Genomic DNA, 14,221 nt, shown 5'->3' on the forward strand with positions numbered 1-14,221 from the left:
TGCAAAAGTACTGCCAAAACTTGTAAATTGTCAAATTGTCACCTCTTAAAATAAAATTTTTAGCATTTATAATAAAAATACAAAACAATGATTTTCAGAATATGGAAAAAAATTTAATAAAATTTTAAGACTATCACGATTTAGTTTGTATAAATTTGTGAATGATATGTTCTAGATTAGATTTTAAATACAAATTTTAAGGTTAGCTTCTAGGCTTCTAAATAATTATTAATTCACCGACCTTATATTAAAAAAAGCTTCGTTTTCAGCAAACGAAGCTTTTTTTATTCCAAATCCGTTTAAAACTAGCCCTTTTTTAATCTGACACTCCACTCAAATTCCATTTCGGATACTTGCTCCCCTTTTTCGTTGCTTCCAATGGATTTCATCCAAAAAGTTTGCCCTTCATCAGTAGCGATGGCTTCTTGGATGGCTTTGGTGGCCAATAATCTGTCGTTGCAGGTAAAAGTAATTCTTCCAGTGGCTTTTTTGGAAAAACTGCTCTTATTACTGGCGACCAACATCGAGATGTTTTTGCCACTTTTCTGAATTTCCAGCATTACGAGAGCTCCTGTCGATAATTCGGCAGCCATGGCTTGAACGGCAAAATACATCGAGTTAAACGGGTTTTGATTGATCCAGCGGTGTTTGACCGTTACCACGCATTTATTTTCTTCAATTTGTTTGACCCTGACCCCACATATAAATGCGGAGGGCAATTTAAAAAACAAGAATTTATTGAGACTCGATGCCGAAATTTTCATTTGAGTTGTATTTATTTATGTAAAAATAACGAAAAAAAACTTCAAATTAGAATAGAAATTTCATTTTATCAAAACACCTGAAACAACACTGCTGTTAGATATTTCTACTGAAAAATAAGCACTTACAACAATTCAATATGTTAATACTTTGTTAATATTAAGTACTATGCGATACAAGATACCGTCTTTTAGCCATATATTTGCATAAGAAATTACTATATACTTTTAAACTATGGAAACAACGAACGAAAAAAACTTGGCCGCATTTACTCATTTAAGTACATTAAGTCAATATTGCATCCCGTTTGGGAATTATATTTTTCCTATTTTGATCTGGAGTTCAAAAAAAGACCAATCCGAATTTATAGATCATCACGGAAAGCAAGCTCTTAATTTCCAATTGAGTATGTTTTTGTACACCTTGACGCTTGGCTTGATTGCCTTGCCAATAATCTTGACTACAATTTTCAGTAATATCCCTTTAAATGCCATAATCAATGACGACGATTTTATAATTAATAATTTTAGCGTAGAAAATATTAGCGGAATTATAATTGTTGCAACAGTTGCCATTTTTATGTTCATTGGTTTGAAGGTTGCGGAATTCTTCTTGATAATTTATGCTTCGCTAAAAGCATCAAATGGAGAAAAATACAGGTATCCGTTAACGATTCCTTTCATTAAATAATCATCATCACCCGAGCCAGAGGCGAACTGGCGAAGCAATCAAAAAATGAACAGTTTTATTAAATCAAAAAACAAAAAAGAGAATCATGAACATTGAAAACACGAAAGCCCAAATGCGCAAAGGTGTTCTTGAGTTCTGCATCCTGTCAGTATTAAAAGACAAAGAGGCATACACTTCAGAAATATTGGACACCTTGAAAAACGCAAAATTATTGGTTGTGGAGGGAACGGTTTATCCGCTGCTCACCCGATTGAAAAACGACGGATTACTCAACTATCGTTGGGAAGAATCATTGTCGGGACCGCCAAGAAAATACTATGGCCTTACCGAAATTGGACACACCTTTTTAAATGAATTAAATGGCACTTGGACGGAATTGTCCGATGCAGTAAACCTAATCACCAAACAAAAATAAAAAGTCATGAACAAAACTGTAAATATAAACCTGGGCGGAATGTTCTTTCATATTGACGAAGATGCATACCAAAAACTAACACGTTATTTTGACGCCATAAAACGTTCTTTATCCAATTCATCAGGACAAGACGAAATCATAAAAGACATTGAAATGCGTGTTTCTGAATTGTTGACCGAAAAGCAAAAAACAGACAAACACGTTGTAGGATTAAAAGACGTGGACGAAGTGATTGCCGTAATGGGACAACCTGAAGACTACAAGATTGACGATGAAGAAGCTGGAGATGCAACTCCAAAATACACTTCATCCAATACTAAAAAATTATATAGAGACACTGAAAACGGAATGGTTGGCGGTGTACTTGCCGGATTGGGACATTATTTTGGAATAGACAAAGTTTGGCTTCGCCTATTTCTTCTAATAATGATTTTCGCTTGGGGAACTGGTTTCTTGGCTTATATCATTCTTTGGATTGTAATGCCGGAAGCCAAAACAACAGCGGAAAAACTGGAAATGACAGGAGAGCCGGTAACTATTTCGAACATCGAAAAAAAAGTTCGTGAGGAATTTGACAATGTTTCCGAAAAAATAAAAAATGCCAATTATGACGAAATGGGAAACCGCATAAAAACGGGTGCCGAGAAAGTAGGCAGTTCATTTGGAGACTTTATAATAACCCTTTTTAGGGTTTTTTCCAAAATTCTGGGCGTGATTTTAATCATCACGGGATTGACGATATTATTCTTCTTGCTGGTTGGTATTTTCACCTTGGGAACCAATGTGTTTATTGATTTCCCTTGGACCACTTTTGTTGAAACCGGAAATTTGACCGATTATCCAACCTGGTCTTTTGGCTTGATCATGTTTTTTGCAGTCGGAATTCCATTCTTTTTCTTGTCTTTGTTGGGATTCAAATTGTTGTCACCCAACCTGAAATCAATTGGAAACATAGCAAAATACACCTTGTTGGCCATTTGGTTAATATCGGTTGCACTGGCCATTGCCATTGGAATAAAACAAGCAACAGCCTATTCAGTAGACGGAAGAGTGGTTCAAAAAGAAAACATCAACCTGAAACCAACTGACACCCTTTTGATTAAAATCAAGCACAATGATTATTTTGCAAAAAATCTGGACGATCACAACGATTTCAAAATCACCTTGGATTCAATTGGCAAAAACGTGATTTATTCCAATAACGTCAGTTTCAAAATAGCTCAGGCAGAAGATAAATTAGGGTATCTCCAAATTGAAAAAGAAGCAAAAGGAACTACATTGTTCGAAGCGAAAAAAAGAGCAGAAAAAATAAAATATAGTTATAAAATCACTGGAAATCAACTAATTTTGGATAATTACTTGTTAACCGATTTAAAAGATAAATTCCGCAATCAAGAAATAGAAATCACCTTGTTTTTGCCGAAAGGATCTTTATTCAAAATGGATCAATCCATGAGAAATTATGACCATACAGACGGAGAATATTTTTTATGGTATCCTGAAAACACCGATGCGGTTTACAAAGTGGACAGCGAGAAAATAAAATGCCTAAATTGTCCGGGACATGAAAACAACTATGACAACGAAGAGAATTTACAAGAAAAAGACAGCGTAGTTACAACAACCGTAACAGTAAATGGGGAAGTGATTACATCAACAACAAATAAAACAAGCAGTAAAAAAGGATTGTCGGTAAACAAAGACGGAGTCATAATCAAAAACTAATTAGCCATGATAAAGCTGATCACATTAATAACCAAATTTATTATTGCCGCCTTAATGGCATTGCTTTTTTCTTCTTGCATGCATTCTTCCATACATTTAGGTAACGGAATAAAAGGAAGCGGCAACATCACGACCGAATCTCGACCTGCAAGTCAAGATTTCAAAAGAATTGAGGTTAGCCATGGAATTAGGGTAAACGTGCAACAAGCCGACAACAAATCCATATCGGTCGAAACCGACGACAATTTACAACAACACATTATTACCAAAATAGAAAATGGCGTTTTGAAAATTGAGTCCGATGTAAGTTACAACTCAACAGAAACACCGGTGGTAAATGTGCAACTACCAGCAATCAATGGATTGGATGCAAGCAGTGGCTCTACAATTACAAGTTCTGGAGTATTGATAACCGAAAACATGGACGTAAAATCCAGTAGCGGAAGTGAAATAAATATTAGCGTGGAAGCTGACGCCATCAAGATGGAAAGCTCCAGCGGAAGCAGCATCGAAGCCAGTGGAAAAGCTTTAAAACTAGAAACTTCGACCTCTAGCGGAAGTCGAATTGATGCCAAAAACTTGTTGACTAACGACGTAATTTCGCAAGCAACAAGCGGAAGCAGCACCTCAGTTTATCCAATTCTAAAACTAGAAGCAAAAGCATCCAGCGGAAGTTCCATCAATTATCTCAAAACACCAAAAACACTTTCCAAAGAAGAAAATTCCGGAGGAAGTGTCAGCGGAGAATGAGAATGCTTTTTTACCAAGAAAACAGATAAATCATCCATCAAAAGTGGATGATTTTTTTATATTTGTAATACACTTAATTATACTTTAAATGAAAAAACACGCGGCACTTCTTTTATTCTTTTTGGTTTCGACTTTGGCATTGGCACAAAAAAGCGAAAAAATCAAGGGTTCCAAAACGGTAACAATCGAACAAAAGGAAATTGGCAGTTTTGATTCGCTTGAAGTAAGCGACAATATTGAGGTGTTTTTGGATAAAGGCGAAAAATGCGAACTAAAAATAGAAGCCGACGACAACCTTCACGATATCATCACGATAGATTTAAACGCCAAAACACTTCGCATAAATACCCCGAAAGAAGCCTCTAATTACAAAAAACTTGTTGTAAGGATAACTTACACCAAGGAATTGAAAATGATTACTGCCAATAATGATGCCGTCATCAATGCAATCCAGGAAATACAATTGGATGAGATTACGTTGAAAACTCACGACAATGCCAAACTTTTTTTGAACGTTAGTTCCAAGGATTTCGTCTTGCAATCGGACGACAATTCAAAAACGGAACTCAATTTAAAAGCTGAAAACGCCACAATAGAATTAAGCAAAAACACCACTTTGAAAGCCTTGATTTCCTGCCTTGATTTAAAATGCGACCTGTATCAAAAAGCAAAAGCAACCCTTGAAGGCGATGTGTCCAATGCCAATATTCGATTAGACAACAATGCCATATTCAACGCAAGCAAGCTTGTCATAAAAAATGCCAATTTACTGGCTGAAAATTATTCGAGTTGCGATATCAATGTCAATACCCTTTTCAGTCTTGATGCGTCGGGAAATTCGGAAATTCACCTCTATGGGGATCAAAAAATCGAAACAAAAAGATTTATGGACAATGCCTCTTTAATCAAGAAACCAACGAAATAACATCAAAAAAAAAAGTCTCAATCATTACGATTGAGACTTTTTTTTATAATTTAAATTCAGAATTATTACGCTTCCAAAGCAGCCAAATATCTTTCGGCATCCAAGGCAGCCATACAACCTGTTCCAGCAGCCGTAATCGCCTGGCGATACACGTGATCGGCAGCATCTCCAGCAACAAAAACTCCGGCAACATTCGTTTTTGCCGTTCCGGGAACATTGACGATATAACCCGTCTCGTCAAGAGTAAGATAGTCCTTGAAAATATCGGTGTTCGGTTTGTGGCCAATGGCGGCAAAAAAACCTGTGGCAGGAATGTCAAAAATATCGCCAGTGGTTTTATTTTTGGCTTTTACTCCCGTTACCACTTGGCCATCTCCCAAAATTTCCACGGTATCGTGGTTCATCAAAATGGAAATATTTTCGGTTTTGCGAACACGGGCTTCCATAATTTTGGATGCCCTGAATTTATCACTACGCACCAACATCGTTACTTTCGAACACAGTTTAGACAAATAATGTGCTTCCTCGCAAGCAGAATCCCCTGCTCCAACGATAACTACTTCTTGATTTCTATAGAAAAATCCATCACATACGGCACAAGCAGATACTCCACCACCCATTTTTAGATAATGTTGCTCTGACTCCAATCCTAAATATTTGGCAGAAGCTCCAGTCGAAATGATTACGGTTTCGCAATGCAATTCGATGCTGTCGTTGATCCAAACTTTATGAACGCTATCACTAAAATCAACCTTTGTTGCCCATCCATCACGAATATCGGCACCAAAACGTTGGGCTTGGGCTTGCAATTGCACCATCATTTCCGGTCCGGTAACTCCATCAACATAACCTGGGAAATTTTCCACTTCATTGGTTGTTGTCAGTTGTCCTCCAGGCTGCATTCCTTGGTACAAAACGGGATTCATATTGGCTCTGGCAGCATAAATGGCAGCGGTATAACCTGCAGGACCTGAACCTATAATAAGACATTTTATTTTTTCGATTGTGGTTGACATAGTGAATTTGTATTATTTTTTAAACAGCACAAAAATAAGGTATAAATGCTGGATTATGGAAACGGAATAATCATTTTTTGTTATGCTCCAATAAAAAAATCCGTTCTGTTGTTGAAACATCCCAATCAGAAGAAAGATAATCCAAATCCACGATTCTCCTATTCTTTCCCAAAAATAAATACTTTTCCATTTTTTAGAAAAATATCGCACAACATCAAAACACAAATACTTTATAATCAACACTTTAATTAAATGACACACGAATTGGTTTTAAGTTTTTGTGAAAAAAATTAAAACCAATGAAAAAAAATCTATTTATTTTACTTTTCCTAATTTTAGGAGCAAGCAAAGTCTTTGCTACAGGTGAACCGTCCACATATTTTCAAATTTATGTAGCACCTAATAATGATGCCGTAAAAAGAGATGTTTGCTTGATTGTAACTGCCATTTATGATGACACCCTATTTGAAATCATCGACGATGATGCCGATGGAGACACCGACGACAGTAAAACTGGCATCTTGAAAGCTGGTCAAAGCTATATTCTTTATATCAAGGACAATGGCATAAACGATGATGCTCGATATGCTTCGGGAGGAGTTCTAAAATGGGATGGCGATTATTTTATTGTAAAGTCGAATTAATTGGTTTATGCCTCGCAAAGTACCAATAGCGACTGGCAACATGATTGGATTCCCAGTGTTGGCAAGAGTTCCATTGGACAAAAATTCATTGTCTATACTCCGATGATCTCGTCTTCAAACAGGGACATTAACGTATTTGCTTATCAAGACAATACAGTGGTGCAATTTCATAAAATATTGACTCAAGCCAAAACGAATACTGGTTTTACCGATGTAAATTCTGAAAATCCAACGCTGATTTTCAACAAGACATTAAACATTGGTCAAGATATTATTTACAGTTCAGGCGAAGGATTGATCCCCGATCCTTACGATAGCCAAAATTTTAAGCATAAAAAAACCTCTAAATTGCTTTAGAGGTTTTTAACTTAGTAGCGGGAACAGGACTCGAACCTGTGACCTTCGGGTTATGAGCCCGACGAGCTGCCTACTGCTCTATCCCGCGTTGTTTCGGGTGCAAATATACGACCAATTTTAATAAATACAAGCTATTTCCAAAAAAATATTTGAGTATTTTGTATTCAACTGACAGGACAGCGTTTACAAGAGGAAATCAACTTAAAAAAAAGCCTTTCGCCCTCTTTTAATAAAAAAACCCGCAAAGCAAGCACTCTGCAGGTTTCGATATAAACTATAAAATCAAACATTATTCTTCAGAAACAATAGCGGTGTTTTTGTCTTGAGACACCTTTAAAACTTCGGCTACGCCTCTCTCATCGATCATTGTCATATTTAAAACATCTAATTTTGACAAATCTTTAGAAACCAATCCGCTGAATTGATTATAGGAAATATTCATTTCTTTCAGGTTATACAATTTTTCTAAATCAAAAGGAACTTGACCATTCATTTTGTTGTCAAACAAACTTAATTGTTGAATATTGGACAAATTTGAAACAGACTGGCTCAAGATTCCTGAAATCTTATTACTGTTTAAAAGTAACACTTTCAAGTTTTTCAACTCATAAATCGAGGCCGGAATTTGACCTTCAATCGTATTGTTATACAAAGACAATGTCTCAAGATTGCTCAATTTTCCAATTTCGGAAGGAATGTTTCCAGAAAATTCATTCATGAACAATTCCATGTTTTTCAATGAAGAAGCATCGCATATTGATGCTGGAATTTCTCCTGAAAATCTATTGAAGGACAAATTAAGTGATTCCAATGATTTCATGTCACCAAGTGTGGAAGGAATCGTTCCTGAAATAGAATTTTTAAACAAATTCAAATTTTTCAAATACACTAAATTAGAAATTTCGGAAGGCAATATTCCAACTAAATTATTATTTGACAATTGTATGGAAACTACTTTATCTTCTTGCAATCCCACACCATACCAAGAAGAAACGGGAGCTTTCAAATCCCATTTTGAAGTCCAGTTGGCACCGTTTGTGGCATTGTATAATTTTATAAGTGCGCTTTTTTCAGAAACTGACACATCCGCTTTCATTACAAACGAAAACACTATTAAAAACAGTAATGTATATATATTTCTCATGACACTTGACTTTATAAATTATTGACTAATTAAAAGTAGACAAAATACTGGTTATCATCAAAAATAATCGATGAAATACACATTTTGCGACAACAAAATATCTTTATTCATACAAAATACATTTTAACATTCTCAAAATAAACAAATTAGAAAACCAGACCCTCATTTTTAAACATATCAATAAAACTCTTATATTTGACTCTATAACCTAAAAAAACAGCTATGGAATTAAACTTTTTGGCAATTTTAGTTGCAGCATTATCATCATTTGTGGTGGGATTTATATGGTACAATCCGAAAGTTTTTGGAACTATTTGGATGAAAGAAATCGGTATGACGGAAGAACAAGCCCAGAAAGGAAATAGGCTTAAAATATTCGGACTTACATTCGTTTATTCCTTTATGTTGGCCTTTATGATGCAAAACCTGGTTATCCATCAATCAGGTGCATTAGGGATGATTGGCGGCCCAATGATGATTGAAAGTGTAAAACCATCCTATTTGGCATTTATGGCAGATTATGGAGATGCCTTCCGATCTTTTAAACATGGTGCTCTTCACGGTTTTATGTCGGGTATATTTTTAGCATTGCCCATCATATCCATAAATGGCTTATTTGAACAAAAATTATGGAAATACATAGTCATTCAGGCTGGATATTGGGTTGTTATTTTAACAATAATGGGTTCCATCATTTGTGGTTGGAAATAAATTTAACATTTAATTATAACACAATCGCTCTACATTTGTGGAGCGATTTTTTATTATTTGAAACCACCAATTTCCATAAAAACATACTCCTCGACAGCGAATCTTCCACAAAACTGGAATGAATTAGCAATAGACAATATATTCCTGAACAAGGATTATTTAGCCATTTTAGAAAAGTCCGCTCCAAGAAATATGTTTTGTCATTTCATTGGATTATTCAAGGACAATGAGTTAGTAGGCATTGCTCTTTCCCAGTTTTTGGATTTAAACAAAATGGAATCCTTTGGAGAGCGAGACAAATGTGTAAAAACTGCTGTTCGAAACACTGTTTTCAAAAACTTTTGCTCCCATATTTTAATTATTGGAAACAACATGCTCACGGGGCAAAATGCTTATTCATTTTCTGATAAAATTGACAAAACCCAGGGTTTGCAGGCCTTGAAAACTGCTTCAAAAAAACTGGAAATCATCTTTAAAAACAAAGGACTGAAGGTACATATCACAACTTTCAAAGACTTCCCAATTGAAGAAACCACAGCATTTCAACAAGCCGGTTTCCAAAACTATTTTCAATATTCTACCCAACCCAACATGGTATTCAATATTTCAAATCACTGGAAATCGGAGCAAGATTACTTTGATGCTTTGTCTAAAAAATATCGGGATCAATACAAACGCGCAAGAAAAAAAGAGGAAGGTGTTGAAAAAAGGAAAATGCACCTAGAAGACATCATCAAGCACGAAGAAACTATTTATGATTTATATTATCACGTAGCCAAAAATGCCCATTTCAATACTTTTTTCCTCCCCAAAAATCATTTTAGAACTTTTAAAGAAATACTCAAAGACAAGTTCCTTTTTTACGGCTACTTTCTGGATGAAAAACTAATTGGATTTAATACACTAATCAAAAATGGAGAAGTGATGGACACTTACTTTTTGGGGTATGACGAAAGCGTTCAACGAGAAAAAATGCTTTACCTGAACATGCTTTACGACATGATTGCTTACTCCATTAATAAAGGTTTCAAGAAAATAATTTTTGCTAGAACAGCATTAGAAATCAAGAGTTCTGTGGGAGCAAAACCAATGGAAATGTATGGATACGCCCAACACACCAACCCTTTTGCAGATCTTGTGTTTGAAAAAGCATTTAGTTATCTCGAACCAACTGTATCTTGGAAAGAGCGGAATCCTTTCAAATAAATCAAATTTACGGAACGGCAATTTTCATTTGTTTGTGTAAAATGTGAATTTCTAATTCATTTTGAGCGCCACAATATTCACCGTCAACTTGCAAATTAACTGGTCTGTTTGTTTTTATAAATGCTTTTTCGGTTGAAATTATTACAATATCATCCGAATCGATAGGCATATTTCCAGTAATAATTTTTCCAAGCAAAAACAAATCAAGACTTTTTAGAACAATCAATTCAAATTTACCATCATCCATCCTCCCGTTTGGATTAATAGTAACACCGGTTCCATATCGCTGTGAATTCGCAATAACAATCATTCTCGCTGTATGTTTTACCGTTTCATTATTGGCAGTTATAGAAGCCAAAAAGGGTTCTTCGGCATCTTTTAAAGTAGTATAAGCCTGCAATGCATAACCCCAAAAACCCCGCAGATCACTTTCTTCATAATTCTTGACCAAATCTGCATTGATACCAATATCACTCAAGTGAATACTCTTTATACCGTTAATACTAATCATATCTATTTCAACATAATGACTTAAAAATGCAACCTCTAAATTCTCTTCAAGAGTAGTAGGCAAGTTTAAATCAACAGATAAACCATTTGCTGAACCAGCAGGCAAAATTCCTAAAATAACATCTTGTGTTTCCAATGCTTCGGCCACTATTTTTATGGTTCCATCGCCACCAACAATAATAACACGTTCGGGTTTATGCTGCGCATAGAGCGTTCTGATTTTTGAAATATCCTCTTTTCCAGAAGTCGTATAAAGAACAACATTCAAGTTTTCTTTGGTTGCAAAAAGAGTTGCTGCATCGATAAATTCAGTTTTATCAATAGCCCCAGAAACAGGATTAACAATCAGTACTACATTCTTTTTCAAAGTTAAACTTCATTTATTGACTAAATTTAGTTAATTTTAATGACACCTCAAAATCACAAATAAATGAAGCCTATTTTAAAATTGTATCGGGGTTATGCGAATGATGAAGAGTTGATCGTAATGGGACACGTTTTCAAACCAACTAAGGCAAAGGATTATGCTTTCGAGAAGAAAAAGTTTAAAAATGCTACTTCAATTATCCGTTTGTTTCGATTAAAAACAGAGGCCAATGCCGATGTATATTTAGAACACAACAACGCTACCATTCACACCAAAACACTAATTGATGGCTATTTTAAATTTTGCATTCCTGTAGATCCAAATGTGGGTCACGGATGGATTGATTATGAGGTAAGTGTTTTTCAGGGCGATAACAAAATTGTGACCAAAGAGAGTTTCATTCGTCCAAAAAAAGAAAACATTGGAATCATTTCGGATATAGACGATACTTTTTTGATTTCTTACACCTTGAATCCTTTGAAGAAATTATATAATTTATTATTTCGAAACGTAAATTCTCGAAAAGTATATGAGGATGTAGTTCAACATTATCAAGCATTAAGTAGTGCAGGCAGAACAAATGGTGAAGAACAAAATGCTTTTTTTTATGTTTCCAGCAGCGAATGGAACTTGTATCGCTTTATAGTGAAATTTACAGAAATCCACCAATTGCCCAAAGCAGTTTTGTTGTTGAAAGACATTAAATCAAGTCTCACCGATTTTTTATGGACAGGAAGAGGCGGTCACAACCATAAATTTGAAAAAATAAAACATATTCTGGAATTTTATCCCAATTTGAAATACGTTTTAATGGGTGACGATTCGCAAAAAGACCCTTTTTTATACGAAGCAATTTGCAAAATTTTCCCTGTCAATGTCAAAGCGGTTTATATTCGAAAAACGGGCTCACAAAAAAAGAAAAAGGTTTCAGAAGCTTTAAAAAACCTCGAAACCTTAAACGTTTCAACTTGTTATTTCACCAATAGTAGCGAAGCAATTGCACATTCCAAATCCATTGAACTCATCTTATAAACCTGCATTGTCAATTTCTTCCTGAACAATTTCCCAATCCAAAAGCAATTGATCTAAATCGGCTTTTTTCTTGTTGTAGGCAGTGAAAAACTTGGCGTCTTCTATATGTTTGTCATAATTAGAGGTCAACAATTTATCATCGTTTTGAATATCTCTTTCCAATTGCTTGATTTGGCTTTCGACTTTGCTCAATCTATTTTGCAAAGCTTTTCCTTTTTTCTGGTCTTCATAGGAAGCTTTGTTGCTTTCTTTTGGAGCCGCGGCTTTCAAGGCGTCTTTTTTCTCGACTTCACGCATATTTTCCAAGTTGCGTTGTTCCAAAAAGTAGTTCACATCTCCCAAATATTCCTTGATTTTTTGGTCTTTGAATTCGTAAACAATATTCGACATTCCTTGAAGAAAATCCCTGTCGTGAGAAACCAAAAGCAATGTCCCCTCATATTTTTGCAAGGCAGCTTTCAAAACATTTTTGGATTTGATGTCCAAGTGGTTCGTAGGCTCATCCATCACCAAAACGTTTATCGGTTGCAAAAGCAGTTTACAAAGTGCCAAACGGTTTCTTTCGCCTCCGGAAAGGACTTTTACTTTCTTTTCGACATCATCGCCACGAAACAAAAATGAACCTAACATATCTCTCACTTTCGAGCGATTGGTATCCGTTGCGGCATCTTCCATCGTTCTCAACAAAGTAATCTCGCCATCGAGATATTCGGCTTGATTTTGGGCAAAATAACCTAATTGTACGTTGTGACCTAACTTGATATTTCCTTCAAATTCAAATTCGTTGACAATGGCTTTGATGAAAGTCGATTTTCCTTGTCCATTTTGTCCAACGAAAGCAATTTTACTGCCTCGTTCCACCAAAAGAGAAATGTCTTTCAAAATCGTTTTATCGCCGTAACTTTTGGTCACTTCTTCCGCTTCAATCACCACTTTTCCAGGTTCTTTTGAAAGAGGAAACGAAATATTCATTACCGAATTATCGTCTTCATCCACTTCGATGCGTTCCACTTTGTCCAATTTCTTGATAAGCGATTGCGCCATCGATGCCTTGGAAGCTTTGGCACGGAATTTCTCGATTAATTTTTCGGTTTCTTCTATTTTTTTGGCTTGGTTTTTTTGTGTCGCCAATTGCTTTTCGCGGATTTCGTGACGCAATTCCAAATATTCGGAATAAGGCTTGTTGAAATCATACGCTTTACCAAGGGAAATTTCAATGGTTCTATTGGTCACGTTATCCAAGAACATTTTGTCGTGCGAAACAATCACGACAACTCCGGGATAATTGCGCAGGAAACTTTCCAACCAAATGATACTCTCGATATCCAGGTGATTCGTTGGCTCATCCAGCAACAAAACATCATTAGATTGTAATAATAACTTGGCCAATTCGATACGCATTCTCCAACCTCCCGAAAAAGTTTCGGTTTGATTATTAAAAACTTCTCTTTTGAAACCCAATCCCAGAAGAATTTTTTCGGTGTCGCCTACATAATTATATCCTCCCAACAAATCGAAACGATGAGTGTAATCGGATAAATCTTCAATGATTTGGCTGTATTCCTCACTTTCATAATCGGTTCTGGTGACCAACTGGTGATTGATTTCTTCCAGCTTTTTTTCCACAATTTTAATATCAGTAAAAGCTTCATACGCCTCTTCAAGCACCGTTCTTCCTTGTTCAAAATCGATATCTTGACGCAAGAATCCCATTCGAACTTCCTTTTCCTGGGAAATTACACCCGAGTCAGGAGCAAAATCTTTGGCCAAGATTTTAAGCATGGTGGATTTCCCGGCTCCGTTTTTGCCAACAAGACCCACACGGTCTCCAGCACCCAATCGAAAGGTTACTTCTTCGAACAAATAAGTCCCTCCAAAAGAAACGGATAAATTATGTATATTAAGCATTTATTGTGTTTTGTATTTGTAAATTTGTGGCTCCAAAAAAGGAGAAAATTAATTTTTTG

Annotated in this window: 15 protein-coding genes and 1 tRNA gene; 10 read left to right on the plus strand and 6 right to left on the minus strand. The window is 35.7% G+C overall.

The features are described from left to right. Positions 1–305 precede the first annotated feature (305 nt). Complete coding sequence (locus OZP13_RS12135; protein WP_281297296.1) at positions 306–764, minus strand: DUF4442 domain-containing protein; 459 nt, start codon at positions 762–764, stop codon at positions 306–308. Between the two features lie 232 nt (positions 765–996). On the opposite strand from OZP13_RS12135, the gene OZP13_RS12140 reads away from it, so the two are divergent. The 5 genes from OZP13_RS12140 to OZP13_RS12160 all read left to right on the plus strand — a co-directional run bounded on the left by OZP13_RS12140 (position 997) and on the right by OZP13_RS12160 (position 5,267). After that, positions 997–1,452, plus strand: a complete 456-nt coding sequence (locus OZP13_RS12140) for a DUF4870 domain-containing protein (RefSeq protein WP_269240396.1) — start codon at positions 997–999, stop codon at positions 1,450–1,452. Positions 1,453–1,537: 85 nt separating this feature from the next. Then, complete coding sequence (locus tag OZP13_RS12145) at positions 1,538–1,867, plus strand: PadR family transcriptional regulator (protein WP_281297297.1); 330 nt, start codon at positions 1,538–1,540, stop codon at positions 1,865–1,867. A 6-nt stretch (positions 1,868–1,873) separates the two neighbouring features. Then, positions 1,874–3,592 (plus strand): PspC domain-containing protein, encoded by a 1,719-nt coding sequence (locus OZP13_RS12150; RefSeq protein ID WP_281297298.1) that lies wholly within the window; start codon positions 1,874–1,876, stop codon positions 3,590–3,592. 6 nt (positions 3,593–3,598) lie between these two features. Continuing rightward, on the plus strand, positions 3,599–4,342 hold the full coding sequence (locus OZP13_RS12155; RefSeq protein ID WP_269240398.1) for a head GIN domain-containing protein: 744 nt from the start codon (positions 3,599–3,601) through the stop codon (positions 4,340–4,342). Between the two features lie 88 nt (positions 4,343–4,430). Continuing rightward, the gene (locus OZP13_RS12160) at positions 4,431–5,267 is read left to right on the plus strand and encodes a GIN domain-containing protein (protein WP_269240399.1); all 837 of its coding nucleotides are present in this window, start codon (positions 4,431–4,433) and stop codon (positions 5,265–5,267) included. 65 nt (positions 5,268–5,332) lie between these two features. Here the strand turns inward: OZP13_RS12160 and trxB are convergent, their stop codons facing one another. Then, positions 5,333–6,283, minus strand: coding sequence for a thioredoxin-disulfide reductase (trxB, locus tag OZP13_RS12165; RefSeq protein WP_269240400.1), 951 nt, complete (start codon positions 6,281–6,283; stop codon positions 5,333–5,335). Between the two features lie 299 nt (positions 6,284–6,582). Here trxB and OZP13_RS12170 point away from each other — a divergent pair, with 299 nt between their 5' ends. After that, positions 6,583–6,927, plus strand: a complete 345-nt coding sequence (locus OZP13_RS12170; protein ID WP_269240402.1) for a hypothetical protein — start codon at positions 6,583–6,585, stop codon at positions 6,925–6,927. After that, positions 6,928–7,284: a hypothetical protein gene (locus OZP13_RS12175; protein ID WP_269240403.1), complete on the plus strand. Its 357-nt coding sequence runs from the start codon at positions 6,928–6,930 to the stop codon at positions 7,282–7,284. Between the two features lie 15 nt (positions 7,285–7,299). Here OZP13_RS12175 and OZP13_RS12180 read toward each other — a convergent pair. Both OZP13_RS12180 and OZP13_RS12185 read right to left on the minus strand, forming a co-directional pair. Further along, positions 7,300–7,372: transfer RNA gene (locus OZP13_RS12180), tRNA-Met, on the minus strand. Between the two features lie 201 nt (positions 7,373–7,573). Then, positions 7,574–8,428 carry a leucine-rich repeat domain-containing protein gene (locus tag OZP13_RS12185; RefSeq protein WP_281297299.1) on the minus strand — a complete coding sequence of 285 codons (855 nt, stop codon included), beginning with the start codon at positions 8,426–8,428 and terminating at the stop codon, positions 7,574–7,576. Between the two features lie 222 nt (positions 8,429–8,650). On the opposite strand from OZP13_RS12185, the gene OZP13_RS12190 reads away from it, so the two are divergent. Then, complete coding sequence (locus tag OZP13_RS12190) at positions 8,651–9,139, plus strand: DUF1761 domain-containing protein (RefSeq protein WP_281297300.1); 489 nt, start codon at positions 8,651–8,653, stop codon at positions 9,137–9,139. Between the two features lie 57 nt (positions 9,140–9,196). Beyond that, a complete protein-coding gene (locus OZP13_RS12195) occupies positions 9,197–10,345 on the plus strand; it encodes a GNAT family N-acetyltransferase (protein WP_281297301.1) in 1,149 nt (382 codons plus the stop codon). Between the two features lie 7 nt (positions 10,346–10,352). On the opposite strand, the gene OZP13_RS12200 is transcribed toward OZP13_RS12195, so the two are convergent. Further along, positions 10,353–11,222, minus strand: coding sequence for a diacylglycerol/lipid kinase family protein (locus tag OZP13_RS12200; RefSeq protein ID WP_269240407.1), 870 nt, complete (start codon positions 11,220–11,222; stop codon positions 10,353–10,355). A 63-nt stretch (positions 11,223–11,285) separates the two neighbouring features. Here OZP13_RS12200 and OZP13_RS12205 point away from each other — a divergent pair, with 63 nt between their 5' ends. Further along, positions 11,286–12,254, plus strand: a complete 969-nt coding sequence (locus tag OZP13_RS12205) for an App1 family protein phosphatidate phosphatase (RefSeq protein WP_281297302.1) — start codon at positions 11,286–11,288, stop codon at positions 12,252–12,254. Here OZP13_RS12205 and abc-f read toward each other — a convergent pair. Further along, positions 12,249–14,162, minus strand: a complete 1,914-nt coding sequence (gene abc-f / locus OZP13_RS12210) for a ribosomal protection-like ABC-F family protein (RefSeq protein WP_281297303.1) — start codon at positions 14,160–14,162, stop codon at positions 12,249–12,251. The genes OZP13_RS12205 and abc-f overlap by 6 nt on opposite strands. Between the last annotated feature and the right edge of the window lie 59 nt (positions 14,163–14,221).

The organism is Flavobacterium limnophilum (genome assembly GCF_027111315.2).
Lineage (GTDB): Bacteria > Bacteroidota > Bacteroidia > Flavobacteriales > Flavobacteriaceae > Flavobacterium > Flavobacterium limnophilum.

What these genes read in the sequence shown, in the direction of transcription:
- OZP13_RS12135 (WP_281297296.1), bottom strand. Translation starts at nt 764, where the DNA reads ATGAAAATTTCGGCATCGAGTCTCAATAAATTCTTGTTTTTTAAATTG.
- OZP13_RS12140 (WP_269240396.1), top strand. Translation starts at nt 997, where the DNA reads ATGGAAACAACGAACGAAAAAAACTTGGCCGCATTTACTCATTTAAGT.
- OZP13_RS12145 (WP_281297297.1), top strand. Translation starts at nt 1,538, where the DNA reads ATGAACATTGAAAACACGAAAGCCCAAATGCGCAAAGGTGTTCTTGAG.
- OZP13_RS12150 (WP_281297298.1), top strand. Translation starts at nt 1,874, where the DNA reads ATGAACAAAACTGTAAATATAAACCTGGGCGGAATGTTCTTTCATATT.
- OZP13_RS12155 (WP_269240398.1), top strand. Translation starts at nt 3,599, where the DNA reads ATGATAAAGCTGATCACATTAATAACCAAATTTATTATTGCCGCCTTA.
- OZP13_RS12160 (WP_269240399.1), top strand. Translation starts at nt 4,431, where the DNA reads ATGAAAAAACACGCGGCACTTCTTTTATTCTTTTTGGTTTCGACTTTG.
- trxB (WP_269240400.1), bottom strand. Translation starts at nt 6,283, where the DNA reads ATGTCAACCACAATCGAAAAAATAAAATGTCTTATTATAGGTTCAGGT.
- OZP13_RS12170 (WP_269240402.1), top strand. Translation starts at nt 6,583, where the DNA reads ATGAAAAAAAATCTATTTATTTTACTTTTCCTAATTTTAGGAGCAAGC.
- OZP13_RS12185 (WP_281297299.1), bottom strand. Translation starts at nt 8,428, where the DNA reads ATGAGAAATATATATACATTACTGTTTTTAATAGTGTTTTCGTTTGTA.
- OZP13_RS12190 (WP_281297300.1), top strand. Translation starts at nt 8,651, where the DNA reads ATGGAATTAAACTTTTTGGCAATTTTAGTTGCAGCATTATCATCATTT.
- OZP13_RS12205 (WP_281297302.1), top strand. Translation starts at nt 11,286, where the DNA reads ATGAAGCCTATTTTAAAATTGTATCGGGGTTATGCGAATGATGAAGAG.
- abc-f (WP_281297303.1), bottom strand. Translation starts at nt 14,162, where the DNA reads ATGCTTAATATACATAATTTATCCGTTTCTTTTGGAGGGACTTATTTG.